This window comes from Nostoc sp. DSM 114160 (genome assembly GCF_053470305.1).
The window spans coordinates 1-25,400 of sequence record NZ_JBPFGO010000004.1 but is presented as its reverse complement, the minus strand read 5'-3'; the positions used below and the strand labels follow the sequence as shown (position 1 = coordinate 25,400).

General features: G+C 41.7%; 24 protein-coding genes, 2 pseudogenes and 1 CRISPR repeat array. Of the genes and pseudogenes, 7 read left to right on the top strand and 19 right to left on the bottom strand.

The annotated features are described in order from the left end of the window. Nucleotides 1–470: 470 nt before the first annotated feature. From NSTCB13_RS31960 to NSTCB13_RS31945, 4 genes are all read left to right on the top strand, one after another. Nucleotides 471–1,925, top strand: coding sequence for an aminotransferase class V-fold PLP-dependent enzyme (locus tag NSTCB13_RS31960; protein ID WP_448275079.1), 1,455 nt, complete (start codon nucleotides 471–473; stop codon nucleotides 1,923–1,925). 131 nt (nucleotides 1,926–2,056) lie between these two features. Continuing rightward, nucleotides 2,057–3,343 (top strand): sulfite oxidase, encoded by a 1,287-nt coding sequence (locus NSTCB13_RS31955; RefSeq protein ID WP_448275077.1) that lies wholly within the window; start codon nucleotides 2,057–2,059, stop codon nucleotides 3,341–3,343. Between the two features lie 103 nt (nucleotides 3,344–3,446). After that, nucleotides 3,447–4,238, top strand: coding sequence for a sulfite exporter TauE/SafE family protein (locus tag NSTCB13_RS31950; RefSeq protein WP_445631607.1), 792 nt, complete (start codon nucleotides 3,447–3,449; stop codon nucleotides 4,236–4,238). A gap of 205 nt (nucleotides 4,239–4,443) precedes the next feature. Next, on the top strand, nucleotides 4,444–4,689 hold the full coding sequence (locus tag NSTCB13_RS31945; protein WP_448275075.1) for a hypothetical protein: 246 nt from the start codon (nucleotides 4,444–4,446) through the stop codon (nucleotides 4,687–4,689). A 66-nt stretch (nucleotides 4,690–4,755) separates the two neighbouring features. On the opposite strand, the gene NSTCB13_RS31940 is transcribed toward NSTCB13_RS31945, so the two are convergent. From NSTCB13_RS31940 to NSTCB13_RS31915, 6 genes are all read right to left on the bottom strand, one after another. Beyond that, nucleotides 4,756–6,255, bottom strand: a complete 1,500-nt coding sequence (locus NSTCB13_RS31940; protein ID WP_448275073.1) for a hypothetical protein — start codon at nucleotides 6,253–6,255, stop codon at nucleotides 4,756–4,758. A gap of 112 nt (nucleotides 6,256–6,367) precedes the next feature. Further along, nucleotides 6,368–7,144, bottom strand: coding sequence for a TIGR03943 family putative permease subunit (locus NSTCB13_RS31935; protein ID WP_448275071.1), 777 nt, complete (start codon nucleotides 7,142–7,144; stop codon nucleotides 6,368–6,370). A 105-nt stretch (nucleotides 7,145–7,249) separates the two neighbouring features. Further along, complete coding sequence (locus NSTCB13_RS31930) at nucleotides 7,250–8,302, bottom strand: permease (protein ID WP_448275857.1); 1,053 nt, start codon at nucleotides 8,300–8,302, stop codon at nucleotides 7,250–7,252. Between the two features lie 823 nt (nucleotides 8,303–9,125). Further along, nucleotides 9,126–10,190, bottom strand: coding sequence for a WD40 repeat domain-containing protein (locus NSTCB13_RS31925; RefSeq protein ID WP_448275069.1), 1,065 nt, complete (start codon nucleotides 10,188–10,190; stop codon nucleotides 9,126–9,128). A gap of 78 nt (nucleotides 10,191–10,268) precedes the next feature. Next, entirely contained in the window at nucleotides 10,269–10,562 is a 294-nt protein-coding gene (locus NSTCB13_RS31920; RefSeq protein WP_292776335.1) for a hypothetical protein, read from the bottom strand. Between the two features lie 366 nt (nucleotides 10,563–10,928). Beyond that, the gene (locus NSTCB13_RS31915) at nucleotides 10,929–11,099 is read right to left on the bottom strand and encodes a hypothetical protein (protein ID WP_099099534.1); all 171 of its coding nucleotides are present in this window, start codon (nucleotides 11,097–11,099) and stop codon (nucleotides 10,929–10,931) included. 480 nt (nucleotides 11,100–11,579) lie between these two features. Between NSTCB13_RS31915 and ald the strand changes: the two are divergent. Then, nucleotides 11,580–12,676 (top strand): annotated as a pseudogene (ald, locus tag NSTCB13_RS31910) (alanine dehydrogenase). 301 nt (nucleotides 12,677–12,977) lie between these two features. Beyond that, nucleotides 12,978–14,080: a CRISPR direct-repeat array (repeat unit 37 nt; unit sequence ATTGCAATTAACTAAAATCCCTATTAGGGATTGAAAC). A 159-nt stretch (nucleotides 14,081–14,239) separates the two neighbouring features. Here the strand turns inward: ald and dusB are convergent. The 6 genes and pseudogenes from dusB to NSTCB13_RS31880 all read right to left on the bottom strand — a co-directional run bounded on the left by dusB (nucleotide 14,240) and on the right by NSTCB13_RS31880 (nucleotide 18,291). Further along, nucleotides 14,240–15,296: pseudogene (gene dusB, locus NSTCB13_RS31905) on the bottom strand (tRNA dihydrouridine synthase DusB). A gap of 75 nt (nucleotides 15,297–15,371) precedes the next feature. Beyond that, nucleotides 15,372–16,181, bottom strand: coding sequence for an Rpn family recombination-promoting nuclease/putative transposase (locus NSTCB13_RS31900; RefSeq protein WP_448275067.1), 810 nt, complete (start codon nucleotides 16,179–16,181; stop codon nucleotides 15,372–15,374). A gap of 78 nt (nucleotides 16,182–16,259) precedes the next feature. After that, nucleotides 16,260–16,781, bottom strand: a complete 522-nt coding sequence (locus NSTCB13_RS31895) for an IS630 family transposase (RefSeq protein WP_448275066.1) — start codon at nucleotides 16,779–16,781, stop codon at nucleotides 16,260–16,262. Between the two features lie 41 nt (nucleotides 16,782–16,822). Next, nucleotides 16,823–17,086, bottom strand: a complete 264-nt coding sequence (locus NSTCB13_RS31890) for a hypothetical protein (RefSeq protein ID WP_448275064.1) — start codon at nucleotides 17,084–17,086, stop codon at nucleotides 16,823–16,825. Beyond that, entirely contained in the window at nucleotides 17,067–17,405 is a 339-nt protein-coding gene (locus NSTCB13_RS31885; RefSeq protein ID WP_448275063.1) for a hypothetical protein, read from the bottom strand. Before NSTCB13_RS31885 ends, NSTCB13_RS31890 begins: the two co-directional genes overlap by 20 nt. A gap of 28 nt (nucleotides 17,406–17,433) precedes the next feature. After that, nucleotides 17,434–18,291 (bottom strand): acyl-CoA desaturase, encoded by an 858-nt coding sequence (locus NSTCB13_RS31880; protein WP_448267127.1) that lies wholly within the window; start codon nucleotides 18,289–18,291, stop codon nucleotides 17,434–17,436. Between the two features lie 227 nt (nucleotides 18,292–18,518). Here NSTCB13_RS31880 and NSTCB13_RS31875 point away from each other — a divergent pair, with 227 nt between their 5' ends. Then, nucleotides 18,519–19,748, top strand: a complete 1,230-nt coding sequence (locus NSTCB13_RS31875; protein WP_448267128.1) for a TetR family transcriptional regulator — start codon at nucleotides 18,519–18,521, stop codon at nucleotides 19,746–19,748. Nucleotides 19,749–20,023: 275 nt separating this feature from the next. Here NSTCB13_RS31875 and NSTCB13_RS31870 read toward each other — a convergent pair whose 3' ends face one another. The 4 genes from NSTCB13_RS31870 to NSTCB13_RS31855 all read right to left on the bottom strand — a co-directional run bounded on the left by NSTCB13_RS31870 (nucleotide 20,024) and on the right by NSTCB13_RS31855 (nucleotide 22,148). Next, nucleotides 20,024–20,437, bottom strand: coding sequence for a hypothetical protein (locus NSTCB13_RS31870; RefSeq protein ID WP_448267129.1), 414 nt, complete (start codon nucleotides 20,435–20,437; stop codon nucleotides 20,024–20,026). A gap of 553 nt (nucleotides 20,438–20,990) precedes the next feature. Next, nucleotides 20,991–21,167, bottom strand: coding sequence for a hypothetical protein (locus NSTCB13_RS31865; RefSeq protein ID WP_448275061.1), 177 nt, complete (start codon nucleotides 21,165–21,167; stop codon nucleotides 20,991–20,993). 319 nt (nucleotides 21,168–21,486) lie between these two features. Continuing rightward, complete coding sequence (locus tag NSTCB13_RS31860; RefSeq protein ID WP_448275059.1) at nucleotides 21,487–21,912, bottom strand: type II toxin-antitoxin system VapC family toxin; 426 nt, start codon at nucleotides 21,910–21,912, stop codon at nucleotides 21,487–21,489. Continuing rightward, nucleotides 21,912–22,148: a hypothetical protein gene (locus NSTCB13_RS31855; RefSeq protein ID WP_448275058.1), complete on the bottom strand. Its 237-nt coding sequence runs from the start codon at nucleotides 22,146–22,148 to the stop codon at nucleotides 21,912–21,914. The genes NSTCB13_RS31860 and NSTCB13_RS31855 overlap by 1 nt, the downstream gene beginning before the upstream one ends. Nucleotides 22,149–22,214: 66 nt before the next feature. Between NSTCB13_RS31855 and NSTCB13_RS31850 the strand changes: the two genes are divergently transcribed. After that, nucleotides 22,215–22,355: a hypothetical protein gene (locus NSTCB13_RS31850; protein WP_448275056.1), complete on the top strand. Its 141-nt coding sequence runs from the start codon at nucleotides 22,215–22,217 to the stop codon at nucleotides 22,353–22,355. A 143-nt stretch (nucleotides 22,356–22,498) separates the two neighbouring features. On the opposite strand, the gene NSTCB13_RS31845 is transcribed toward NSTCB13_RS31850, so the two are convergent. The 3 genes from NSTCB13_RS31845 to NSTCB13_RS31835 all read right to left on the bottom strand — a co-directional run bounded on the left by NSTCB13_RS31845 (nucleotide 22,499) and on the right by NSTCB13_RS31835 (nucleotide 25,190). Further along, nucleotides 22,499–22,900, bottom strand: coding sequence for a PIN domain-containing protein (locus NSTCB13_RS31845; RefSeq protein WP_448275055.1), 402 nt, complete (start codon nucleotides 22,898–22,900; stop codon nucleotides 22,499–22,501). 107 nt (nucleotides 22,901–23,007) lie between these two features. Next, nucleotides 23,008–23,205 carry a hypothetical protein gene (locus NSTCB13_RS31840; protein WP_448275053.1) on the bottom strand — a complete coding sequence of 66 codons (198 nt, stop codon included), beginning with the start codon at nucleotides 23,203–23,205 and terminating at the stop codon, nucleotides 23,008–23,010. Between the two features lie 101 nt (nucleotides 23,206–23,306). Next, entirely contained in the window at nucleotides 23,307–25,190 is a 1,884-nt protein-coding gene (locus NSTCB13_RS31835) for a DUF1565 domain-containing protein (RefSeq protein WP_448275051.1), read from the bottom strand. Nucleotides 25,191–25,400: the final 210 nt, after the last annotated feature.

Here is a 25,400-nt window from a genome sequence, read left to right as displayed (position 1 = left end):
AGTAAATACTTATAAAGTCTTAATAAAGACGTAACAATTTGTTTAAGTAAAATATAAAACTTTTTTAAAGAGTAATCTCAACTTAGTGAGGGCATTTTTTTTGATAAATACCCTGCCAGTAAGGAATTGCAGGTTTTATTAGTTATAAGCTTTTCGATCGACTTATCTTCAATACGTCAAGTTTGTTTAATGACTGGAACAAAATCTTTTAAAGTATACTTTACTACTTAACAACATTATTTACACTGTATATTAATTTACAATAAAAATATATAAATTACATATTATTGCGGATACTATTTTTAATTATTTTATTAAAGAATAATTGTAATAACCGCAGTTTCTACTAGAAATAAAGTGATTATAAAGACAATAATTACTGGCAATTAATCTGGTTGCAGCGCGAAATAAAGTGTTGCGGCAGTTAGGCTTTTTCAAAAAAATCAAAATTGAAAATCGGGGTGCTAAAGATGACTGACATACTTGCAATGGGCGCAAATATCAAGCAAGAGACTGCTAAATTACCGCTGCTTGTAGAAAATTGTGACAGCTTTTGGGACAAAGAAATCAGACCGTTATTTACAAATGAGTCTCTATCTTTCAAGGTGAAAACTCTTAACGGAAACTATGTCAAGTATGCGAACTTGGATAATGGAGCCACAACGACACCCTTTGCAACCCTCAAGCAGTACGTGGACGAAATGCTTGACACCTATGGCAGCGTACATCGAGGTTCTGGGCAAAAATCCATCATCACTACACGAGAATATGATGCCAGTCGAAACATCATTCGGGATTTTGTCGGGTCATCTTCAGACAACTATGTAATCTTTGCGAAGAATACAACAGAAGCAATTAATGGAGCCGCCACACTTTGGGCAAAAAAACCTGGGAAAATCTTAGTTTCTGATATTGAGCATTCATCTAACCTGCTGCCTTGGGTTACTAGAGACGAAGTTGTGCAGTACAGAACCCAGCCAGATGGAAGCGTAAGTATTGCAGAAATTGAAGATATTTTCAAGGCACATCAAAATCTCCCCGAAGCCGAGCAAATTAAGTTAGTAACTATTACAGGTGCTTCGACAATTACAGGTTACAGACCTCCAATTTACGAAATTGCAGCTTTAGCACATCGGTATGGTGCGAAGATATTTGCCGACGTGTGTCAGTTGATTCAGCATGAACGAGTTGATATGCGTGCTGATGACGATCCATGTCATTTAGATTTTGTAGCTTTTTCTGGACACAAGATGTACGCCCCTTATGGAACCGGGGTTTTGCTGGGGCCAAAGGAATTTTTTGATAGCTCCTACCCTTATCAAATTGGGGGTGGAAACCTGCCTTATATCACCAGAAACCTAGAGATTAAGCGTTTTTATACAGAACGGGCCCACGATCCTGGAACACCAAACGCAATGGGTGCGATCGCTATTGCCAAGGCGATTGAAATTATCGAAGCAGTAGGGCGCGATCGCATTGCTCAGTATGAACACTCTCTAGTTGAATTTACATATACACGGCTTGGGCTGATTCCTGGTGTCAAAATACATATTCCTGGAGATAATTTAGCCCATGTTATTCCCTTTGATATTGATGGATTTGACGGACGCTTAGTAGCAGAAATTCTGGCACAAGAATACGGTATTGGCGTTCGGGCTGGGGCTTTCTGTACTTATGAGTACATTCGCAAACTCAAGAATATTTCAGACGAGCAAGACAAGGAAATTGCTCGGGAAGTAGACAGAGGAATTACACGCAACATTCCTAGTATTATCCGAGCCAGCTTTGCTGTATATAATACATTAGAAGATTGCGATCGCTTTATAAATGCGATCGCTCAAATAGCTAAAAACGGATTAGCTCACTATTTGCCCAACTACACACAAGATCAGATAACTGGTGTTTGGACAGCGATAAACAGCTAGTTTTTTAGGGCATTGGGCATTGGGCATGGGGCATTGGTTTTTCTCCTTGTCTCCCTCATCTCTTTCATCTCCCTTTGCCCCTTCATTCTCTGTACCTTAATTACGAATTACAAATTATAAGGAGGTATAGCTTGAGCGATGAAAACCTCTTTGACCAAGAGGATTATTTACAGGCACGGGTTGATGAGTGCATCTGGCAAAAAAGCGCAGATGCAGGTATTTCACGCCAGCACTTTCTGAAAATACTGGCTACTATGGTTGGCGCTACAGCCATCGGGGGATTAGCTAAACCTGCGTCTGCTCACAGTCAGACAACTATTAAAACTAAAGGCAGCAAAATACTTAAGCCATTGCCACCAGGGTACATCTCTCATAGCAAAGGCACATTAGAGATGAACTGGGAAGCGATGTATGGGCGTGGCTATTTAGTACCAAATGATTGGTTCTATGTTCACAACCGCAGCGCACCACCTCCCTTTGACCCATCTACATGGCGCTTGCAAATTCATGGAACTGGTGTTTCTGCACCTTGCGAGTTTACATACGATGAAATCATCGCCATACCATCCATCTCAGTCACTTGTGCTATTGAGTGTGCTGCTAATGGTCGGCGTTTCTTTGAAGAAGCTTATAACACACCACTCCCTGGAACACGGTGGAGACTTGGGGCTATTGGTGTGGCTGAGTGGACTGGTGTACCACTTGGTATGTTATTAGAACGAGCTAGACTGAAATCCACAGCAAAAGATGTACTCGTTGAGGGTGCAGATGTGGATTCGCTGGATTCAAAGGAGACAAATAAATCCAAGTTCAGCAGTGTAGTTCCAATTAGCAAAGCATTAGCAGATAACTCGCTCGTCGTCTACGCAATGAATGGAGAAGCATTACCTCCAGATCATGGTCAGCCGTGCCGTGTCTTATTCCCTGGTTGGGGAGGAAACGCCAACGTTAAATGGATTGAGCGGATTGAGGTTTCTGAAACACCGATATATACCCAGTGGGTAACGGAGCAGATGGTGCTAGTTGGTGCAGACTACCCAGCGATCGCACCATATAAAGGTAAGCTGATTACCTATCAAAATGTTAAGAGCGCTTTCGAGTTGGCTTGGCCAGCTACTCTTTCTGCTAAAACCCACTTACTACGCGGACGTTCTTGGTCTGGGAAAGGAAAAATTGTGCGTGTGGAAGTCAGTCTAGATGGTGGCAAAACTTGGCAATTTGCACGACTGAGAGAACCAAATTTTCCATTTGCGTGGGTACGCTGGGATATTGAATGGAACCCACTTCCTGGAGAATATTTTCTCCAGGCTCGTGCTACTGACAATTTAGGTAATACACAACCGAGTACAATTCCGTGGAATGACTCTGGATTGCTCTACGGAGGCGTTGTTAGCCATCCGGTGACAGTACAAGCATGAGAAAAATAAGGGAGATCAGGGGTACAAGAAGAATAATCTATGCCCAATGCCCCATGCCCAATGCCCACTCAGTACAATCAGTTCTCTAGAAAAATAATTATTTATGATTGATTTTAGTTGGTTGATTTTAGTGAGTGGAGGTTTAATATCTGGAGTCATAGCTGGACTTTTAGGAATAGGTGGCGGTATTATCACAATTCCTCTTTTAGTCACATTAGGTTATACTCCCGTTCAAGCGATCGCTACTAGTAGCCTTGCTATTGTAATTACTTCAATTTCTGGAAGTTTGCAAAATTGGTGGATGGGCTACTTTGACTTTAAACGAGTAATTTATTTAGGAATTCCAGCTTTTCTAACAACTGGAATAGGTGTATATTTCGCCAATAAAATTCCATCTTATATAATACTTTTTACATTTGGCATCATACTACTTACTAACATCTATCTGATTGAGCTTCGCAAGCAACTGTCCTTGCAGGAAAAAGAAGATACAGCCCCAGTATTTAATCCCTTAGTTTCTAAAATTGGCACTGGGGGAGCAGCAGGAATTTTAGCAGGTTTATTCGGCTTAGGTGGCGGTACGATTATGGTTCCGCTACAAATGCTGCTACTGGGAGAAGAAATTAAAGTAGCAATTCAAACTAGTTTGGGCGTGATTGTCATCACTGCTTTAGCTGCCTGCACAGGACATACATTAGAAGGCAATATTCTGTTTGCTCAAGGTATAGTTTTGGGATGCGGCGGTCTTTTAGGTGTTCAAATGAGTACTCGCACATTGCCAAAACTACCTGATTATACTGTAAGCTTAGTGCTTCGCATCTTCTTAGGAATACTATCAATTTATATTTTTTGGGAAGCTTGGATAAATTATCAACAAATCATTATTAATTCATAATTTTTAATATCAGGTTTGTTTGATTACTTAATTAACTCAAGACCCAGGTTAATGCACCCTAGTAGCGTGGCAAGACATTAAATTTATGCTTTATTTTTGAAGCTAAAGACAACTAGTAGTCCGGCAACCCAAAAATGCTGGGTGAGGGCTGGGGAAAGGGGAAGGGGAAAAGGGTAAGGGATTTAAAACCTTTCCCCTTTCCCCTTTGCCCTTTACCCCGCCAAGTTCATTTGGCGGACTACTAGTACCTGTACTTTATATCGGTGCTTACACTTGGGAAGCGGTGTCTCAGTTCAATAATGTCAATAGTGTAGTTAGTCCCAGTTGCATCATGGAAGGCGTTGTTGTGCAACCGATGATTGAGAAAACGCATCCAGAAATAGGTAGAGTAGTCTTGAAGTTAATTAGCGATCGCTATCTGCTCCGTAAAGATGGAACTGAACTCCATTAGATTCAACTTGATTTTTGGTGGCGACACCTTAACTAACCTTCCAAAGTCGAATTAGGAATTATTCTCTCAAGGTAGCCAGCGGGGATGAAATCCTGCTAAGGGGAGTTGTTCTGGTTTAATTTCAACAGTCGTAGTATCAGCGATGGGCAATAGAGGCATTAACCACAGGCTACTGGTAGCGATTGTATCTCCATCATCGGTTTTCAAAGTGTTTGTGGGTAATGATGCTGGGGGATTTGTCTGCGGTACTACTTGGTCAAATAACAAGCCTAAACCGTCAGCAGATAAACTCATTTGCACATTTCGTTGAGCGGGAGGCAGTACTAACAGTGGTTTCTGTTGCCCAGTTTTCAAATCAATTGCCACCACATAGGGCTGTTCTATGTATTGTTCTTTGGATACTAGCTGTGTTAGCAAGCAGTAGAGGGTGGGTGAAGCGATGTCAAATTGGCAACTGAGAATTGAACCTGTTGTTTTTAATAGCTGTTTCTGCACACCTTGGTTTGTCACCAAAAATAAATCCCGCGTGTAATCTGTATTAAACTTTACCATTGCTGCTTGAGAACCATCTTTGGAGAAAGCTTGTACCAAACCAAACTGCGGCAGAAAATCCAAAGGTTTACTTGCATCATCTTGCAGTGGTAAAATTGCTGCTCCTTGCCCTTGAGCAACTGCTACGGCTTTACTATCTGGTGTCACCATAAAGTCACCTCCCGGCTGGCTTTTTAGGCGTTTCGGGGGGGGTTTTTCTGCTGAACCATCACTGGTTGCTGGCATAAACCATAATCCAAAGTCACCAGGATTAGTTTTATTTCCTCGCTGGATGACAATAGTTTGCCCATCAGGTGATAAGTCAAATTTCAGGTTTTGATAATCTTTACTATCTAAAGTCAGGTCAACTTTGCCTTCTGGTTCTGCTTTTTGTCCAGATTTAGCAGAAACGCCTGTTGTCACTGTATATAGTTGGGCTGAAAGTAAGTCTTGATTGTTTGCGGCGCGAGCAGAAAATAAAATTTTCTCCCCATCAGGAAATGACTCAAAGTCGATTACTATCAGGTCTTTGGGAGTAAGTACCCTTTTTTGCTCTTGGGTTAAGTTGTAAAGAACTAACCGTCCCTGTTCTTCTTTGTCGGTTCCGATGTAAAGGATAACGCGATCGCGTGTACGGAAGCTACCTGTAAAGGGCTGTATCAGCCGATTTGTACCTTCTTGCTCTGCAAACTTATCTTTAGCTCCTTGTAACTGCACTTTATAATTTGTGCCATAAGGGGCTGGTGTCACCAATGTATAAACCATCCGCCGCCCTGCCCAACTGAATTTACCTGCTAGGGGTGGATCGATTTTCAAGTTATCCTCGACGCTTTTTGTTTCCATTGGGCGGCTGAAGGTGAGGGTGAAGGAATTATCTTCTGCCCCAATTTGTTGATTTTGCCAAGTAAATTCTCGGACACGAGCAGTTACCACATCACCTTGCAAGATGATTAACCCAATCAGCACACTCAGCAGTAACATTAGTGCGATCGCTATACGATCCAGTGGTTGGATAAATGCTTTAGATTTAGTCATTTGTCATTTGTCATTTGTCACTTGTACTGAGTTTCGACTGCGCTCAACTACCGCGAAGCCGTTGGCGCAGCCTCTCGTAGAGAAGTATTTGTCATTTGTCATCAACAAATAACTAATAACTATAAGGATTTTGGGGTTGAGGAATCTTTTTGAGAGAGGTAGCGGCAATAGTAAGTTGACGTTTACCTGCCAAATTTTCTGTCACCATTTGTCCTTCTACTTCCAGCCATGTATCAGCAGGGTAAAGCTCTTGATTATTTTGTAGTTTGACGGGCAATCCCACAGGGTAAGCATCTGCTGCACAACAACTTAAGACAAATCGTGCTAAAAACAAATATTCTTTTCCGATATCGGGCGGGTGAATCACAAATCCCTGCACCTTGACTTTTTGCCCTGTATATGTATCTGGTTCAGGATAGACATTGACGGTGCGTACCCAGTCTACAAGCGATCGCTCCTCTGGACGAACAGTAGCGCGAAACGCTTGGGGTTTAACACGTGTGCTTCCCAATAAATCAGCCGTCACGCCCCTTTGGAGTGCTTTGTCACTAGCAAAAACTTGCGGTGTAATCATAAAACCTAGAATCGCTGTAGTCAACAATAAAGCACTGCCCCAACCAGGGGGAAATAAACTAATATGCTGGGTGTTTGGTGGCGTAACATCACGGCGACGCCGTTGCCAAAGTTCCTGCATCTTGAACAAACCAATAACGATCAAGCTGATACCAGTTACAACCACAAACCAAATGTAATTTGGATGAATCAACAGGTTCAGCTTATTAGTTAGCCAATATCTCAGCATCAAAATGCCCCAAGCAGTAATTGCTAGAGCATCCAGCCAAGGAAGTAACAGATTTGGGATTTGAGATTTGGGATTTTTGTTAGTCATTAGTCATTGGTCATTGGTCATTAGTCATTGGTCATTGGTCATTGGTCATTTGTAAAGGACAACTGACAAGGGACAAAGGACAAATGACAAATGACAATTATTTTCTTAAAAGACGTGCAAGTTCAAGAAAAGAGTGAAGACAAATGTCAATTGTGCTGCTAAAGCAAATAAGTAAAAAATAGTCTTGGGTTTAAAAATAGATAACATCAAACCAACACTTTTGATGTCAATCATTGGCCCAAACACCAGAAATGCCAACAATGAACCGCTGCTAAAGGTTGAGGCAAAAGATAAAGCGAAGAAAGAATCAACTGTAGAACAAATTGATACTATTACAGCTAATATCAGCATGACCACAATTGAGGTAATAGGCCCAGCACCCAAACTGAGAACTAATTCACGGGGAGCTAGGACTTGAATAGCAGCAGCGATCGCACTTCCTAAAACCATCACTCCGCCCAATTCCCGCAATTCTTGGATGCTATTATCCACAACTAAGCGCAGTTTGGCTGCTAGCGGTTTATCAGCAGTAGAGACTGAGGTAGGCAGTACTGAATTAGCATCTATCCGTAGAGGGATACCTGCTTTTCCTCCCAAGATATAAGTCCCAGATTGCAACAGATTCGGTACTGTTTCTTCCTGTTGTCCTTGGTAAGGTTTACTACGGCGTTTGGTTTGGGGCTGCGCGGGTGGATTAAACTTCATATAACGAGCGATCGCAGGTTGGACTATGGGATTTAAGTCCTTTTGAAAACTGAAAACAAACCCGATAATTGTGGCAATTGTTAGAGAAAATACGACTCGTAAGACTACTATTTCTGGCTGATCTCGAAATGCTGTCCAAGTGGCCCAAATTACAACTGGGTTAATTGTTGGTGCTGCTAACAAAAAACCAATTGCGACTGGTGTGGGTACTCCTTGAATCAGGAATCGCCGCGCTACCGGTACATTCCCGCACTCACACACCGGAAACAAAAAGCCGATCGCACTGCCAACTAAAGCACCCAACAGCGGATTTTTGGGCATTTTTTCTACTAGTTTGCGCTCATCAACAAAAAACAGCAGCAAACTGGAGAATAAAACCCCAAGAAGCAAAAAAGGCATCGCCTCGACTAGCAGACTTAAAAATAGCGTAAAACCATTGTTCAGTTGATTCATGAGCGTCGCAGTCAAAAGCGGTTTTTAGTTTTAGGGTTCTGCCTAGTCATTCTATCGAAATGGGGATCAAAAGCAGTTCGGGAAAATTAAACATTATTTAAGTAACAAGTTATCCTATCTTCAAAATAGCGGTTAAGCGCTACAAGCCTTGGCTTCACACGAGTTCGTGACTTTTAACTGAGTGCATTTACTGACGACGATTATTTCTAAGATTGTCTAAGTTCAGAAATTGTTCCGCTCTAGAGGGCAAGTAACTGCACAGATGATTTGAATTTACCTATGTTTATACTTACAGTAATTTGCTGGATCAGATATTAGTTCGGCTGTATTTTCATCAAGTATTCACAGTTCTTCAAAATTTGGGGTAGGCGTAGCCTGTTGTAGACATTGCTGTTGGTTGCTACCATCATTGATTTTGACTAGTTATAGCAAAATTCGATCTGAGCTTTGGTTGATTTTTTACTACAAAAACTTTAAAAAGGCAAGACCAAAGTTTAGCAGAAACAGGAAATAATTGGGGGAATTTTTCGGCGTTAGCGATATTAAGTTTCTACATGAAGTGAGAATTTGAGCTATGGCAAGTCACAAAGCCTTGAAAGGAGCGTCAGAGCTAATTTGTAAACTCAAGTAAAGTACTTGTCTTGCAAGGATTTCAGGAATTTGAGTCAAAAAAATACTTATTCGCTGAAACTCAGACCCTAGTAACGAGTTGAGTATCCTTCAGATTTTCTTTACGAATCAGCTCTCAAAATGATATCCCCGACTTCTTAAAAGAAATGGGGGATATAGTTTACTCTTTGACGATTATTTTGTCCGATCGCTGTTACTTTCGTTTTGTGGGAATCCCCCAAATCTTGATTTGTCGATCGAATCCACCACTGGCAAGAATTTTCCCATTGGGACTAAAAGCGATCGCACTTACCCAATCTGTATGTCCATTCAGTGTATTTATTAACTCACCTGTAGTTAAATCCCACAATTTAATTCCATCTCTACCGGCACTAGCAAGGGTTTGTCCATCGGGATTAAGAGCGATCGCATTTACCCAGTTATTATGTCCTGTAAGGGTGCGGACTAATTCTCCAGTATTAATATTCCACAGTTTTATGGTGCGATCGTGGCTAGCACTAACTAATGTTTGTCCATCTGGTGTAAAGAGCACAGCGCTAACAGCACTAGAATGAGCTGCCAATTCACTGATTAATTTACCAGTACTCAAATTCCACAGCTTGATTACACCCTTATTATCACCACTAGCCAAGGTCTGTCCATCAGGACTAATAGCGAGAGTATAAATCAAATTATCAAAGCGTACTATAGTCCCTAGAGGACGCTGCTGTAGCAAATCCCACATCCGAATCCCATCTAAAGCTCCACTGACGAGAACTTTACTATCAGGAGACACCGCTAAAGATAAGACGTTACTAGTATGTCCGACAAAAGAGCGGCTAAATTTTAAATTTTTTAGGCTCCAGAGGTTAATCGTGTCGTCATCACTACAGCTAGCGAGGGTTTGTCCATCTGGCGAAATCACTAAAGATTCTACGGCTGCTTTGTGTGCTTTGTTAATAGTCGCCAACTTTTTGCCCTTTGCTAAATTCCACAGGCGAATTACACCCTCGTTTTCTGCACCTCCACTTACCAGAATTCTGCTATCTGGAGTGAAAGCAAGGGATTTAATGGTTCCGTTATGTCCGATGAGTGTGTAAAGTAGTTGAGCATTAGCAAAGTTGGTGTTAGCTGGGAAGTTTGGCGTTACTTCAATGGCAGCATGAGCTTGATGAATATAAAACCCTTCCCAGGTACTCACTGGAAGGGCAACTGCCATAAATGCCAGGATAATATATGGCCGCAGAAAATTACCGCCACCTCTTCCCTCACTACTCACTCTTTTTCCTCACTTTTATAGATACAGTTAAACCCAATAAATTTTGCAGAGTTATTTTCAGTCATAACTCTGCACATCTTAAAGAGGTGGTTTTTTCTTAGAAACACTTAACATTGGTAAAGGCGCACTAGAAGAACGAGAGGGCAAATAATGTTGCACTACAGGCTCCTCTGGTAAAGAACGACGCTGCTGGAGACGCCACAACTTAAAGCCTAGCGCTATCCCTGCCGTTCCCAAACCAAAAGCAAACAACGACCAGCTATCATTCAATCCGCCAATCAGGGCATCCATAACGCCCATTGTCATCAGTACACTGATTAGTGGCTCTTTTCGGTAGGTTGACTTCAAAAAACGAGGTAATACAGCATTCATCACAGCTTGGTTGGTTCCAGTTCACCTTTTGTGTATATTTACCAAGAATACCTCACCCATAATTTGCCTTTCTCATTCAAGGCAGACACTAAGTTATGATTTTTTTAGTAGGGGGAGGAAATTTACTCATTAATCGCCTTGCACATATTAGTTGCAAGTCTATGATATTTCAATCGCTAATAGGTATTTCGATTCCTCTCTTGCTTACATTCTAGGGCAGTTATTTATGAATTAAGTATAATTAATCTATCTAGGGCGAAGTACTCCGCTATCAATTATAGAAGTCAAAACCAACTGGTTGTTCCAGCTGGTTGAAACTCTTTTAATTACTAGCTTACAACTTTAAGATTGTGCTTGTTGATGGCACTACTTCAGACCCAGCCATGATAGCACCCCTTGATTAGTGACATATTCAATCACCAGCATCAAACCAAAGCCAATCATTGCAGCTCGACCATTCAAGCGTTCGGCATATTCGTTAAAGCCAAACTTAGGCTCTTCTAGTTTAGGTGTAATTGTTGGTTGTGTTTGTGTCATTTTTTAAGAAACCTTATTTTTGGCAAACGGGACTTGATATCAAACTTCTGGTAGAAGTCGCAGAAAGTGGGGATAATCGCTACTTACTTTTTATGGTATCTGGAAAACCCCTTTCTAAATCTCTCTTGAAAGAAGAGAGACTTTGAAATTTTCAGATGACGTTGAAAAGTCAAGTTAACTTAAAAGCTGATTGCAGTGCTTGAATGCCAAGATGACTTGAGAAATTCAGCAAAAGCTTCCTAAGTAGGGAGCTATACAATCGCTCTTTTAATAAATTGTTACTATTCTTTATATATTGTATAAATACTGGGGCAATAGTCAAGGGTAAGAGTTTGGGCTACTCAGATTGAATTAAGAAAGTTAGAACAGAAATTAGGTATCTCTAATCCAGCTATCTCTAATACGGAACTAGGAAGACGGAAGTAGCAAGCTTGAGATTGGAAGGCTACAGTTAAACAAAAAAATTATCAGAGGCTATATATGGAAATCGGCGTTCCCAAGGAAAATAAGGATCAAGAATTTCGGGTAGGGTTAAGTCCTTCTAGTGTGAGGGTGCTGCGAGAAAATGGTCATAGCATCTTCGTCGAGACGCAAGCAGGTAATGGTGCTGGATTCTCAGATGACGACTACAAAAATGCTGGAGCCGAAATTGTTCCCACATCAGAAAAAGCTTGGAATCGGGAATTGGTCGTTAAAGTCAAAGAACCGCTGACATCTGAGTATAAATTTTTGCAAAAAGGGCAGGTATTATTTACTTATTTACATTTAGCAGCCGATCGCAAGTTGACAGAGCATTTAATTGATTGTGGCACAACTGCGATCGCCTACGAAACTGTAGAACAACCTGGAGCAAACAGATTACCCTTGCTCACCCCCATGAGCGTAATTGCCGGTCGGCTAGCAGTACAATTTGGGGCCAGATTCCTAGAACGTCAGCAAGGTGGTAGAGGTGTACTTTTAGGCGGTGTCCCCCCCCTGGAGTCAAACCGGGCAAAGTAGTAATTTTAGGTGGTGGCGTTGTCGGTACAGAAGCAGCTAAAATTGCCGTAGGTATGGGTGCGGTCGTGCAGATTTTAGATGTGAGTGTCGAGCGTTTATCTTACTTAGAAACACTGTTTGGCTCTAGAGTCGAATTGCTTTACAGCAACTCTGCTCATATTGAAGCCGCAGTCCTTGAAGCCGATTTGCTCATCGGTGCAGTTTTAGTGTTAGGACGTAGAGCGCCAATACTAGTATCTCGCGAATTGGTCAAACAAATGCGTCCTGGTTCGGTGATAGTTGATGTAGCCGTTGACCAAGGCGGTTGTATAGAAACCTTACACCCAACATCCCACACAAATCCGGTATACCTTGAAGAAGGTGTAGTGCACTATGGCGTTCCGAATATGCCGGGAGCAGTACCTTGGACAGCAACTCAAGCACTTAATAATAGTACATTACCTTATGTTGTCCAGTTAGCGAATTTGGGAATTTTGGCACTGGAGGTTAACCCAGCATTGGCTAAGGGTGTGAATGTGCAGAATCATCGCTTAGTGCATCCTGCTGTGCAAGAGGTGTTCCCTGATTTGGTCAATTAAGGTGTGCCAGGATTAGGCGATCGCTTATTGTAATGGTGGTAGCGATCGCTAATCAGGCTAATTTTCTTGCCTTATGCGCGGATGGGTAGGTGTACAAAATGAGAAGGAGCGAAAAAGGCTGTACGCTCCTTCTATATAAGACTTTCAGGGCAATGGTACTTTCAAACCATCCGCGCACCTTATAGGGGCTGGGTTTCAGCGATTTGCATCTTGTGATCTCACTATTCCCTGTGTTATGATTCGTTCATTCGCGCAACTGAACCTTGAAAACCAAATACAGCAACGCTTTCAGAAGCCAGCGATTGCAATTAACTAAAATCCCTATTAGGGATTGAAACTGGTATTGCAAACACTGGCATAGCAAGGAATAGAAATTGCAATTAACTAAAATCCCTATTAGGGATTGAAACATTTTCGCGTTGAAATTTGCAAGCCATTCTAAAGTATTGCAATTAACTAAAATCCCTATTAGGGATTGAAACAATAATTGGAAACATTTTATTATGGAGGAGAAAAAAATTGCAATTAACTAAAATCCCTATTAGGGATTGAAACTGTTACCTGAGCTTGGGCAACATAACGCTGGACGTATTGCAATTAACTAAAATCCCTATTAGGGATTGAAACATTCCTTTGGTGGCAAAGTGAAAGTTTATGAATGTGATTGCAATTAACTAAAATCCCTATTAGGGATTGAAACTCAGCATTTTGTGCATTAATTCCCATTAGATATAAATTGCAATTAACTAAAATCCCTATTAGGGATTGAAACAAGCTGAAGGTAGGCCACCAAAAACAATGCCATTGCAATTAACTAAAATCCCTATTAGGGATTGAAACAGATGCGATCGCCCCTTTGATAACCCTAAAGCAACATTGCAATTAACTAAAATCCCTATTAGGGATTGAAACGATGAAAAGCTAGTGGGTACAGCTACCTTGATGGAAATTGCAATTAACTAAAATCCCTATTAGGGATTGAAACATTAATCTCTAGGAATTCATCTATTAATTTATATCATTGCAATTAACTAAAATCCCTATTAGGGATTGAAACTTATTTTACCTTCTGGCATCGGCAGGATATAAGACATTGCAATTAACTAAAATCCCTATTAGGGATTGAAACTGACACTTATTACTCATTACTCATTATTGCAATTAACTAAAATCCCTATTAGGGATTGAAACCCAAGAATCGCCGGCGTAATCGCCGTTACCGCATTGCAATTAACTAAAATCCCTATTAGGGATTGAAACTAAGCTATTTTGCGCTGAATTAGACAGGAAATGGGAATTGCAATTAACTAAAATCCCTATTAGGGATTGAAACTTTGCACCTATTGCCCAAGGCACTGCTGAACCTCATTGCAATTAACTAAAATCCCTATTAGGGATTGAAACCAATTTTCTCAGAGAATATAATTTTGGCTAGTTAAACATTCAAAATTCAAAAGAGTTACATAAAAAGATTTAAACCCTAACTGAAACAGTAGTATACAAGCGATCGCTTCACTTTTTGCAACCAGCAATATCACTCCAAACTAGATTAAAATCAACTTTTTAAAGCATTACCAAACTACCTTCTGCTTCTTCCTCTAGTTCATAACCATTAGCTAATTTTTCAATTGCTTGGTCAATCATTGCCAAACCTTGATCTACTCTTTCAACTAAACTTAACTGTCCGCGGAGTTCGGCAGCACCAACGAAACCTTTAGCATACCAAGTCATGTGCTTACGGGCTTGACGTACACCGCGATCGCCTTTATATTCCCACAAGGCTTGTAAATGATCTCTTGCACATTCCAAGCGCTGAATCGGGGTTGGCGATGGTAATATCTCTCCTGTTTTCAGAAAATGATCGATTTCTCCCACCAAAAACGGATAACCCAAAGTTCCACGCGAACACATCACACCATCAGCGCCAGTTTGTTCTAAACATTTCACTGCCGCTTCAACCGAAAAAATATCTCCATTCCCAATCACTGGGATAGAAAGCACTTCTTTGACACGCGCAATCCATTCCCAACGAGCATTGCCATTGTACCCTTGGGCGCGGGTGCGTCCATGTACCGTAATCATTTTTGCCCCGGCATCTTCCATCCGCTTGGCAAAGTCGAGAATAGTAATTTCGTTGTCATTCCAGCCAATACGAGTTTTTACTGTCACAGGTACATCAACAGCTTTTACCACTTCTCGCACAATTGCTTCTGCTACTTCTGGTTGCCGCAACAATGAAGAACCGCCACCATTTTTAGTGATTTTATTAACCGGGACAACCCATATTAATATCAACAGTATCAGCACCTTCGGCAACTGCCTTGATTGCTGCTTCTGCTAAAAAATCTGGACGGCAATCAAATAGTTGAATGCTAATTGGGCGTTCGTTGGGATCTACCTCCATGATTTTGGGTAACTGCTTGACATAATGCAACCCCGTAGCATTCACCATTTCGGTATACATCATCGAATCTGGGGCATAGCGACGCACTAGACGGCGAAACACCATATCTGTAACCCCAGATAGAGGCGACTGGAGAACCCGACTTTTCACCTCGAAAGAGCCAATTTTGAGGGGTTGGGAGAGTCTAGCTTGGAGAATAGGAGAGAGCGAAATCATACAAAAAATTAAAAATTGTGTAAATGGAAAATAGTCGGAATGTTAGGGTTATCTGCGAGCAGTGCTAATTGTAGGTTACATATCCTGACTTGGAGGCTGTTTTTGCATTTCTTGCTGAATCTCTTCTAGGCTCAAACCTAACTCTTTCGCGGTTTCTTCAAAACTCAATCCCAGCCTCAACAACAAAGGGATCGTTCTAAACTTTTCCTCACGCGCTCCTTCTTGTTTGCCTTCTTGCTTACCTTCTTGATAAACTCGTGTTTGTTTCAAATCACTTAACCCAAACATACCTTCAATCTCCTCTCGACTCATCGTTGGAAACTTATAAACTAATATTGTCTCTATCAATTCTAGTAACTGCCGCCGTTGTGATTCGATGTTGATTTCTTGCTGGGTTCTTTCTATTAACTGCCTAGCAGCTATAATTGCTGTCTCCTGTTCATCGACCACTAATTTCATCGTAGCAATTCCAACTGGCAATGATGCAGTCTCACCTAATTCATTAAGATAAATGCGACTGACGCGCTGACTGGTGAAAAATTCACTGTAATTATTGATATCTGCTGTATCTAAACTGCGATTGGGATAGATAACTACTCCTCGCCAAGAATTTTTCGGTTTATTTTGGCGTAAGTATAAATAAATTTCTGAAAATAAGCGGGAATAAATTTCTGTGTCAGTTTGAAACTGGACTTCAACAAAATAAATCGGATTTTCTTCTCCTTGTGTTGGCAGAAAAACACCATCTATACGGAATGCCGTTTGCTTGATTTCAATTGAAGAGAATTGATAACCCTCTGCCGTTTGCGGTGGATTGCCAATTAATTCAAAAAAGATGCTAGGAAGTTCTTGAAAAAGGCGATAAAAAATGCTGTCAGTTTTCACACTTGATGTACTACGGTGATTTAATCCGTTAGATTTTACCGTGAAACACTACTGATAAAAATTAGTAATACCAATTCTTTATGAAGCTGCGCTAAATAAGGCTTCAAGGATAAAGTCATAGGAAGTCACAGAAGCAATCATCTCAGGTGTAATCGTTTTGAGGACATCAGTTAACTTCAGCTGTAATTGTGCGAGGGTTTTACAGTTTTGCCATTGGAGTTTCGATTTGAGAAATTCCCAAAACCGCTCAATTGGGTTGAGTTCTGGAGAGTGCGGAGGTTGAAAAATCGGGATAATGTTATCAGGACAATCAAGAGTTTTTGCTTTATGAAACGACCCTCGATCAAACTGGATAACCGCAATATCATCACCAAGTTCAGCAGACACTAATTCCAAAAAGTGCTGGAAACAATCAGCATTGAGGTAGGGAAACTCGTAGAAAAAGCTATAACCACTCAGGGGTTCTACGACACCGTATAAATAAAAATTGTCACGCCGCCACTGGCTGTGCCCTAGAGGTTTAATCCCTTTTGCAGTAATCAAACGTCCGGTAATTGTTTTGAGTCCTAAACGAGTTTCGTCTTGACATAGATACCTCACACGCTTAGAGTCTCCAAATTCTGACTGCAAAAATTTCAGCGCTAGGGGAAGTTTTTTTTAAAGTGAGACTGACTTAAAGGGTGCTGTTTGGTGCTTTGAGGACGAGGAACTTTCAGCTTGGCTTGGAGTTGATAGCGAACTAACTGATACACAGTTTTATACGCTATGTTGAGTCCCAATTCGGTATTGAGCCATTGTTGAATTTGACTATAGCTATGAAATCCTTGTGGCTGAGACAATCTTTGTTTTAAACGCTCTAAATTTTCCCCTTGAACAATCGGCTCTTTACCTGGCGCATATTTCATCGACAGTAAGCCTTGTCGTCCCCCATCTTTGTACTTTCTTATCCAACGAGTTATGGTTGCTTGGGTCGCGTCCTAGACGTTCTGCGATCGCTTGCCTACTTGTCACTTGTCCACTTTTTAACCAATAGAGCATCTGTAGTCTTTCTTTACTACTTGCTTGTGTGACATATTTAAGGGCTTTTTCCAATTCTTCTTGGCTCTCTTTAATCTCAATCAGTAATCTCATACCCATAACGCTTACACCAAAAGCACCCATCTTATATTTTGGCGCATCTTCATACAGAATTGGTATAAGCCGACTGCAAGAAGCAATCGGCATAACAAATTCACGATCATTTAATTGCAATTTAGCCGTGAGTTGCACCTTGAGGGGGACGCGAGACAACTTTTTTAGCTAAACCCAAAGTCTGCAAAACTAAAATGCTCCACCAAGTAACATCAATTTCCCACCAAGAAAACCCAGATTTTGCCATGTGGGGATAAGTATGATGGTTGTTGTGCCAGCCTTCTCCATAAGTGACGAGGGATACCCACCAAAGATTACGAGCGCCATCATTGGCATCAAAGGTGCGATAACCCCACAGGTGTGATGCTGAGTTCACAAACCAGGTTGAATGCCAAAGCAAGACACATCTGAGAAACACTCCATAGAATACAAAAGACCATCCTCCTAATGCATATAGGAGCAGTGCGAAGGGTATTTGCAATAGCAAGAAGTAGCGATCTAGCCAACAATAAAAGGGTTGTTTGGCTAAATCAGGGGCATATTTTTTATAGGTGTCATAGTCAAAAAATTCTGGACGTGGGTAGAAAATCCACAATATATGGCTCCACCAAAAGCCTCTTTGGGCAGAGTAAGGGTCTAAATTGATATCTTCTGTGTGGGCGTGATGTTGGCGGTGTCCACCTACCCAAAAAATTGGCCCGCCTTGTAAAGCCAACGCTCCAATCAGGGCGATCGCATACTCTAACCACTTAGGAACTTGGAAACTTTTATGGCTCAGTAGTCGGTGATATCCCAAGCAAATACCAATGCTCCCGAATAACCAGTGCAGAAACACTAGCAAACCTAATGCTGACCAGGAGAAAAACCAAGGAGACAGAAGTGCTAAGGCATGAAATGTAGCAAAAAATACTACATTCGTCCAACTGAGTCGAGGTGAATTGCCTCTCTCAGGGGCGATCGCCCCAAAATTTGCGGTCATAAAAATTCCTGTTGATGGATCATGAAGTGATTTACTTTTTCTTGGGCATAATCCGACTAAGGATTTATCCAACCTCTTACTAGTTAGTTACAGTGAGCCAGCGCGGTCTTGGGGGTTTCCCCCATTAGCGACTGGCGAACCCGTAGGGTAGAGTAAAGCAAGTATCACTTACATTTGTTATGCTAGCAGAACTCTGATACCCCTGCAAGTGCCACTTGCATTTTTCTATGTCATCTCAACTCATTTCCACTCGTCAACGCCTGATTCAAGCTGCACTTGAGTTGTTTTCTGCTCAGGGAGTTAGCGCTACCACAACCCGCCAAATTGCTGAAAAAGCCGAAGTCAATGAAGTGACTCTATTTCGGAATTTTGGCAATAAGCATGGATTACTTTTAGCTGTACTGGAAGAGTCCGCAGCCTTCAAGGATTTAGGTGAATCGCTGGTACGGCGGGCAACACCTCCCGGCAATGTTTACCAAGCTCTGAAAGATTATGCAAGTGATAGCTTACATGCATTAGAACGAGTACCAGAGTTCGTCCGATCTGTGGTAGGTGAAGCCGACCAATTCCCGGCAGAAAATCGCCGCGCACTAGGCAGGGGAGTCACAGAGGCAAACCGTTATGTAGCTCAGTATTTAGCTACTGTAATTCAGCAAGGACACCTAAATACTTATTTACCCGCAGAAAAATTAGCCAGTTTGCTGAATGGGATGATTTTGGGATATGCAGTAATTGAGTTCACCAGCGAATTTCACGAACTTTGGGAGGATCGGGACGATTTTCTGGAAAATTTGGTGGAGTTGTTTTTACATGGAGCCATGTCATCTTCAACAGAATCAGCAATAAACTCCTTACAAGGAGGATTCACTACCACAGAAGTAGCTGATTTACCAGCTAGTTTGGTTCACGAAATTCTGCAACAAGCCAGGAAATTCGGAGTACGAGATTATGCCTTAGCTTACGTATTATTTGGGGCTGGGTTATCCGCTACAGAAATAACTAGCTTGGAGCGATCGCACCAAATTTACGATAGTCAAGGGCACTTCCTGCAAATCACAATCCCCGGATTTGTTCGTCAAGTGCCTGTGAATCAATGGATTTTGGGCAAACGCTACGGTTCCTTTACTAATAATCCCTTACTCAAATGGCTGAAAAGTCGTAAAGATACTCAAACAGCGATGTTTCTGAATGAAACAGGTACACCCATCTCAGAATCAGAACTTGAGACACGTTGGCAAGTATGGAGCGAGGGATTGTTAACTCCCCAAGGACAAACGCCAGCGATCGCCCAAGCACAACAAACTTGGCGCGTAGAAATGTTAATGCGGGGGATCACCTTAGAAAATTTGAGTATTTTTACAGCTTGCGATCGCACCCAATTACAACCCTATGTCCGCCGAGCCAAAGAAAAAGCCGCCCTAGAGCAAGCTACCCGTTTGGATCATAAGCCAGGATAGGAAGTGGGGAGATAAGGAGTATCAGGTGGCGTTTTCCGACGCAGAGCCAGCGATCGAATAATTCGTAATTCGTAATTCGTAATTCGTAATGACGCTCCTGCGTCGCTAACGCTGCACTAACGTAATTCGTAATTAAGAATTCATTATACCAATTTGAAAAAAGAATGCGACAAATGATCTATTTGTAGAGACGCGATTTATCGCGTCTTTAGCCAAGGATATGTTGCAATCATTAATTGAATTGGTATTAGCATCATGCAGTTAAACAATTAAAATCAAACAATAGAGGTTCTTTTACCATTGTTTGCACCATTCAAGGTTGTAGCTGTACTCTCAGATGGGGATTGGGTATTGCTCGAACGGCGTGATAATTTCTTGCGTGGTTTGCCTCCCGCCTGGATATATTGCAAACTGTCTTTGCCATAATGGGTTGCTACACTCATTAACATATTTTCAGAGTAGCCGCGCAATTCTTCTTCAATTAGAGAGAGGCGACCTGCCATTTCATCCAGAGTAGAGAGTAAAGTGTTGTATGTAGATAGCTGGGTTTGCAAGTTTTGGATGCGGCTGTCGTAGTCTGTCAAATTTAATCCGTTACCAAATTCTAGCGTCGGGCTAATCGATCGCATTCCTGCAATTCGACGGAGAGCGTTTTCGAGAGTGCGTGAACTGCGTTTTAGTCGTGCCATAAAATGCGCTCCTGAAGGAAGTTATGGGATTACTGCATGTACTCTAGCCAATGCAACAATAAACTTCTCTGAGAGATAATTCGGAAAAATTAAAGCAAACTAAGAGCGACCTAATTATTTTTCGTTGATTGTACTGAGGCTTTTATTAAACTTGTCAAAAAAATGACATTAAATAAGCAATAGATACCTGAAAGTCGTTTTGAGGTACTCCAAAGTCGTTTTGAGGTACTTAAAAGTCGTTTCGAGGTACCTGAAAGTCGTTTCAAGGTACTTAAAAGTCGTTTTGAGGTACCTGAAAGTCGTTTCAAGGTACTCCAAAGTCGTTTCGAGGTACCTGAAAGTCGTTTCGAGGTACCTGAAAGTCGTTTCGAGGTACCTGAAAGTCGTTTTGAGGTACTCCAAAGTCGTTTCGAGGTACCTGAAAGTCGTTTTGAGGTACTCCAAAGTCGTGTTGAGGTATTAGATGATGAGTTTTTTTGCCTTAACCTGATTTACGGCGAAGGCGATCGCGCACAAAAGTATCATAAATATGATTCAACTATAAGAGTCCTATTTAATTGCGTGAAAACACAACATAGCGTTTGGTGGTGGATACCCCACTTTGATGGCGGTATTGGCTGCTTTGGCTAATTAAACCTCGTCTATTTTGAAAACCGTAGTTTTGTAGGTTGGGTGCAGCGATAGCGTAACCCAACATAAAATTTGGTGGTAATGTTGGGTTGCGTTTCACTCCACCCAACCTACAAAAATATATTTTTTAAAAAACTCTAGGTTTCAACATAGATGAGGTTTAGTTGATGTTGTTTCCGATGCGTCCCAACTCCTAGTATGTCGCTAAATCAGCGCAGATATAAGGGTGTGCGATCGCGAGAATATCCAAAAAGATGATGGCTGAAGGCAAGTTCCAAAATTCACATTGAGTCAAGCTGCTAAATTGAAAAAAACCCGTTACTAGAATGTCAGTAACGGGTTCTATGTTAACTAGCTTGATTAATACGCCGTTTTAACTCAGCCTCTAATTGAGGTGCATTGCTTTTTCACCAATTTTCTCAAACTCCTGACTGAGGAATGAGCAGAGGAATTGGGCGATCGCGATTCTTGCGATAAATTTGAAAATCACTATCGAGAGTAAAAACAAAACTGTTGGGATAAAGCTCTGCCATTCTTACTAGTTCCGCATCTGCCAAAGAGACTGGCACAGATTGATAGCAAGTCAGCAATGCCAATACTGTTGTCAACTCCGCATCCAAATTAAATTGAATCACGACTTGCCGTTGAGCCAGAAGTTGAAGCAGCGTTTCCCGACCATTATTCACCCGTTGCAACAGAAACCAGGCCTCTGAAATCACAGCCTCACAAGTTAGCAAAGGTGGTGCAATCTGAATCAACTGCTCTGTTACCCAAGTGTGATAGCGATCGCATCGATCAATTAAAGCCACCAAAACACCTGTGTCAACAATCACTTGATAGAGCATTACTGACCGTAGCCGTGCATATAGTCTGGATTTGTTGAAAGATCGCCAGGGCCTTCCCCCGCCCCAATTGCAGCTTGGGCAACTTCAAAAAACGATTGTGAAGCCATTTCAGATTCCATAGTTCTTGGCTTGTGACGTTTTGCCCGTAGAAACTCTACAAAGTCCAAAACCTGTCGCTGCTCTTCTGCCGATAATGCTTCTACTGTTTGTAAAATTTGCTCACACAAATGAGACATTGCCATCAGATATAAAATGGGCGATGATTTTATTGTATAGTGAATAATTATAGGAATCCTATTTGATTGCGTGAAAAAAACTTGGTACACTTAGCAGATATAAGGGTGTGCGATCGCGGGAATATCTCTTCTCATATACTGTGCGATCGCTCCTTTGATGAAATCGCGATTGCCTCCTCCACATTAGAAAAGCGATCGCTTTTCTAATGTCGATTGATTTTATTTTGACCTGCGATCGCCGATGATAATCAACAAAAGGAATGAAAAGGATTTGACCTTCATATTCGCCAGGTTGACTGCAACGAATGAATAAATACAAGTTGTCAAGAAGTAAGAATACAAATGCGGTATTAAGGTGAAGGGGTAATAAGCCGTAGATTGGGAATTTCTAGGAAGTCTTTGATGTTGTGAGTTACTAGCGGTAAGTCGTAGCGTAGAGCCGTTGCGGCAATCCAAGCATCTTGTGGAGATATTGGTCGTCCCGCGCTTTGTCGATTGGCACGAACCTGTGCCCATTCTCGACAAAGGGATTGATCGACTGGAATGATTAGGTAATTCGACAGGTATTGTTCTAGCTGTGTGAGGCGACGATCGCCCCACTGACGCAAAATTGCCCACTGAAACAGTTCAGCGACGGTCATGAATGACAGTGCCAATTCCTGACCACTCAAAAGTGGCAAGTAAGGCTCGGCATAATCACTACCTTTGAGGATGAAGGAAGCGATATCAGTATCAATCAGGAGAAGACTCATGGCAGTTTGGTTAGATCGCCTCTTTGCGCTGCTGTCGCAGGAAGGTGAGAAAATCCTCAATGGAATCTTCTTCAGGCCAAAAGTCAGCAGCGAGATATTTGAGGTTATCAACGGTAATAGGGGGTCTGGGTGGCGAGTAGCTGCTTGAGCGTGGTGTCTTGCCAAAACTGATTACTAAGATTTTTAAGATCGGTTTGAGAGTGTGAGGATGAATTGCTTTGGGTAAGGATTTGCAGCAGTTGTTGACGTTCTGTAGATGAAAGCAGTTGGATGGCAGCGATCGCAGCTTCGAGTTGTGGAGTCATAGTGTGGTCTTGTGGTTATCTGGTTCTATGCTATTTGAATTCAGGGGCGATCGAAGCGTGAAAGTATCCTCCACCTCTTTTGCCCAATGCCCCATACCCAATTAATTCAACGGCTCCATAATAGCTCTTAAACCTTTATTAGAGAGTGTTTTGAGCATTTCTTTAGCGTTATATTCACTGCTAAATACTCCTGCTTGCATAACTCTTTGACCATCCCAAACTGTGAGAAACGCACCAGGAGCAAGCGATCGCACTAAATCTCGATCCCGATCGGTTGCTAGTGGCACTACTACGCGATAACGTATACCAAATTGTCTTGCAGAGTTACCACCATAGGGAATACTTGCAGAACTTGTTTGCAGATTGCGAGTATTAACAATGGGGATATTGGGATTGGGAAGTGGTAAAAGTTCTGAAGCACCAGGAGCAGCAGTTTCTAGTGTTGGTAATGGCTGTTGTGTTTGATTCCTCATACTTGCAACTGGTGGCTCAGGTGCAACTGAATTGGATGGGGACTCAGGGGCAGTAAACTCAATGGTATTAGGATCGATCCGCACGTAATTTAACTGTGGTGTATCAGGTGGCTGTGCGTTAATTGGTATTTGTCTACCTGACAAGCTGCTAGGAGTAGGAAATCCGGCGACGCTAGAAGTCGGTGGTTGTTTGGATATAGGCGGGGAAAGCGGTACATTATTGGCTGGCATTAATGGCAGCAGTTGACTATTTAATTGCCCAGAAACAGGATTATTTACTGAAATGCTGCTGGTTTGCCCATTAGTAGTTTCAGAGGTTTCGGGAGCCGAGAAGGTGATTTCTCCACTTGGTGGTATTTGTCGTAATACGTTGTTGGGAACTGGTTGAGAATTTGGGGTTGCTAGTGCTGTTGTACCATTAATATCTACCTTACCAGTGATGCGATCGCTCACAAGGTTGTTACCAGCAGCAGAAATCACTTGTTTAGCAGCGCTGGCGTTAATGTCGTGGCGGCCGTTATTTTGAAATGTATTACCTCCAGGTTCGGATGCACTACCCAAATCTGGCATTGCTTGAGCGATCGCCACTAAACCATCTTCTTTATTATCTTGAATAGAATTATTCCGCAAAATCGGGCGGGCATTTGCTTGTACGATAATTCCCGATCTATTGTTTTGAATTTGATTACCTATAACTATAGGAGCAGCATTTTGGGCAATATTAATTCCAAAACCTGTTTGGTGAAAGACATTTTCCTTCACTTGGGGACTAGAGTTACCAGCAATTGTGATCCCATTGGCTCCATTGCGATCGAAGTAATTCTTGCTAATGGTAGGTGCAGCATTACCACTAACGGAAATTCCATCTTGAGTATTGTCAGTAAATGTATTTTCTGCGACTACCGGATTGCTAGATTCAATCCATAAACCGTAACCACGAGGATTAGAGTTCGTCACCGTTACCCCTGCGAGCAAGGCTTGGTTTGCTCCAACAATTGTGACGTTTTGACCGCCAAAGCTTCGACTCAGGTAATCACCGCCTCCCTGAATGATAATGTCTTTACCTTGATTGCTGGGGTTGCCTTGAATTGAAATACCCGGTTTCAATATTAAGGGAAATTCCTCTCCTGTCTCGGCGCTATAAGTGCCCGTAGAGAGCATAATTACAACATTGGCGTTAGCTAATCGCAATGCATGGGTAATCGTTTTTACAGGAGCGGATTCGCTGCCATTGCCTGTCTTGTCATCTCCAACACCAGGATTGACAAATAGCACATTAGCCTGAGAAGGTGTTTTCTGATTTAGAGGTGCTGAATTTGGTGTCGATGGAATCTGAGCAATCGCACTATCCAAACTGATACCCAGAAACGCTATACTTGCCGCCCCCATCCCTAGAATAAAAGATAATACTGAAAAACTAAAAAATAAAAGCCTTGCTGATTTCAGAAACTTCAGCTTTGCCAACAGAATATTTACTCTAGGGTACTCAGTAAACATACGAGTAAGAATCATATTTAACACCACTCCTTATAAGTAATCATAAATTCTTATACTCCCTAGAGAGTATTATGTCGATAATATTACTCATATATTCACCGATTGGCGATATTTAATACATAGTAATAAATGATATTAGACATCTCCAGAAATTAATTGTGCGTTGCCCAAAATAATTTGTAGGCACAATTCATGAATTGTGCCTATATCATTTATTTAATAGAC

Bases quoted from the DNA above. Each gene is read 5' to 3' on its own strand.
- NSTCB13_RS31960 (WP_448275079.1), top strand. From the start codon at position 471: ATGACTGACATACTTGCAATGGGCGCAAATATCAAGCAAGAGACTGCT.
- NSTCB13_RS31950 (WP_445631607.1), top strand. From the start codon at position 3,447: ATGATTGATTTTAGTTGGTTGATTTTAGTGAGTGGAGGTTTAATATCT.
- NSTCB13_RS31940 (WP_448275073.1), bottom strand. From the start codon at position 6,255: ATGACTAAATCTAAAGCATTTATCCAACCACTGGATCGTATAGCGATC.
- NSTCB13_RS31935 (WP_448275071.1), bottom strand. From the start codon at position 7,144: ATGACTAACAAAAATCCCAAATCTCAAATCCCAAATCTGTTACTTCCT.
- NSTCB13_RS31930 (WP_448275857.1), bottom strand. From the start codon at position 8,302: ATGAATCAACTGAACAATGGTTTTACGCTATTTTTAAGTCTGCTAGTC.
- NSTCB13_RS31920 (WP_292776335.1), bottom strand. From the start codon at position 10,562: ATGAATGCTGTATTACCTCGTTTTTTGAAGTCAACCTACCGAAAAGAG.
- NSTCB13_RS31915 (WP_099099534.1), bottom strand. From the start codon at position 11,099: ATGACACAAACACAACCAACAATTACACCTAAACTAGAAGAGCCTAAG.
- NSTCB13_RS31890 (WP_448275064.1), bottom strand. From the start codon at position 17,086: ATGAAATATGCGCCAGGTAAAGAGCCGATTGTTCAAGGGGAAAATTTA.
- NSTCB13_RS31885 (WP_448275063.1), bottom strand. From the start codon at position 17,405: ATGCCGATTGCTTCTTGCAGTCGGCTTATACCAATTCTGTATGAAGAT.
- NSTCB13_RS31880 (WP_448267127.1), bottom strand. From the start codon at position 18,291: ATGACCGCAAATTTTGGGGCGATCGCCCCTGAGAGAGGCAATTCACCT.
- NSTCB13_RS31875 (WP_448267128.1), top strand. From the start codon at position 18,519: ATGTCATCTCAACTCATTTCCACTCGTCAACGCCTGATTCAAGCTGCA.
- NSTCB13_RS31870 (WP_448267129.1), bottom strand. From the start codon at position 20,437: ATGGCACGACTAAAACGCAGTTCACGCACTCTCGAAAACGCTCTCCGT.
- NSTCB13_RS31860 (WP_448275059.1), bottom strand. From the start codon at position 21,912: ATGCTCTATCAAGTGATTGTTGACACAGGTGTTTTGGTGGCTTTAATT.
- NSTCB13_RS31855 (WP_448275058.1), bottom strand. From the start codon at position 22,148: ATGTCTCATTTGTGTGAGCAAATTTTACAAACAGTAGAAGCATTATCG.
- NSTCB13_RS31845 (WP_448275055.1), bottom strand. From the start codon at position 22,900: ATGAGTCTTCTCCTGATTGATACTGATATCGCTTCCTTCATCCTCAAA.
- NSTCB13_RS31840 (WP_448275053.1), bottom strand. From the start codon at position 23,205: ATGACTCCACAACTCGAAGCTGCGATCGCTGCCATCCAACTGCTTTCA.
- NSTCB13_RS31835 (WP_448275051.1), bottom strand. From the start codon at position 25,190: ATGATTCTTACTCGTATGTTTACTGAGTACCCTAGAGTAAATATTCTG.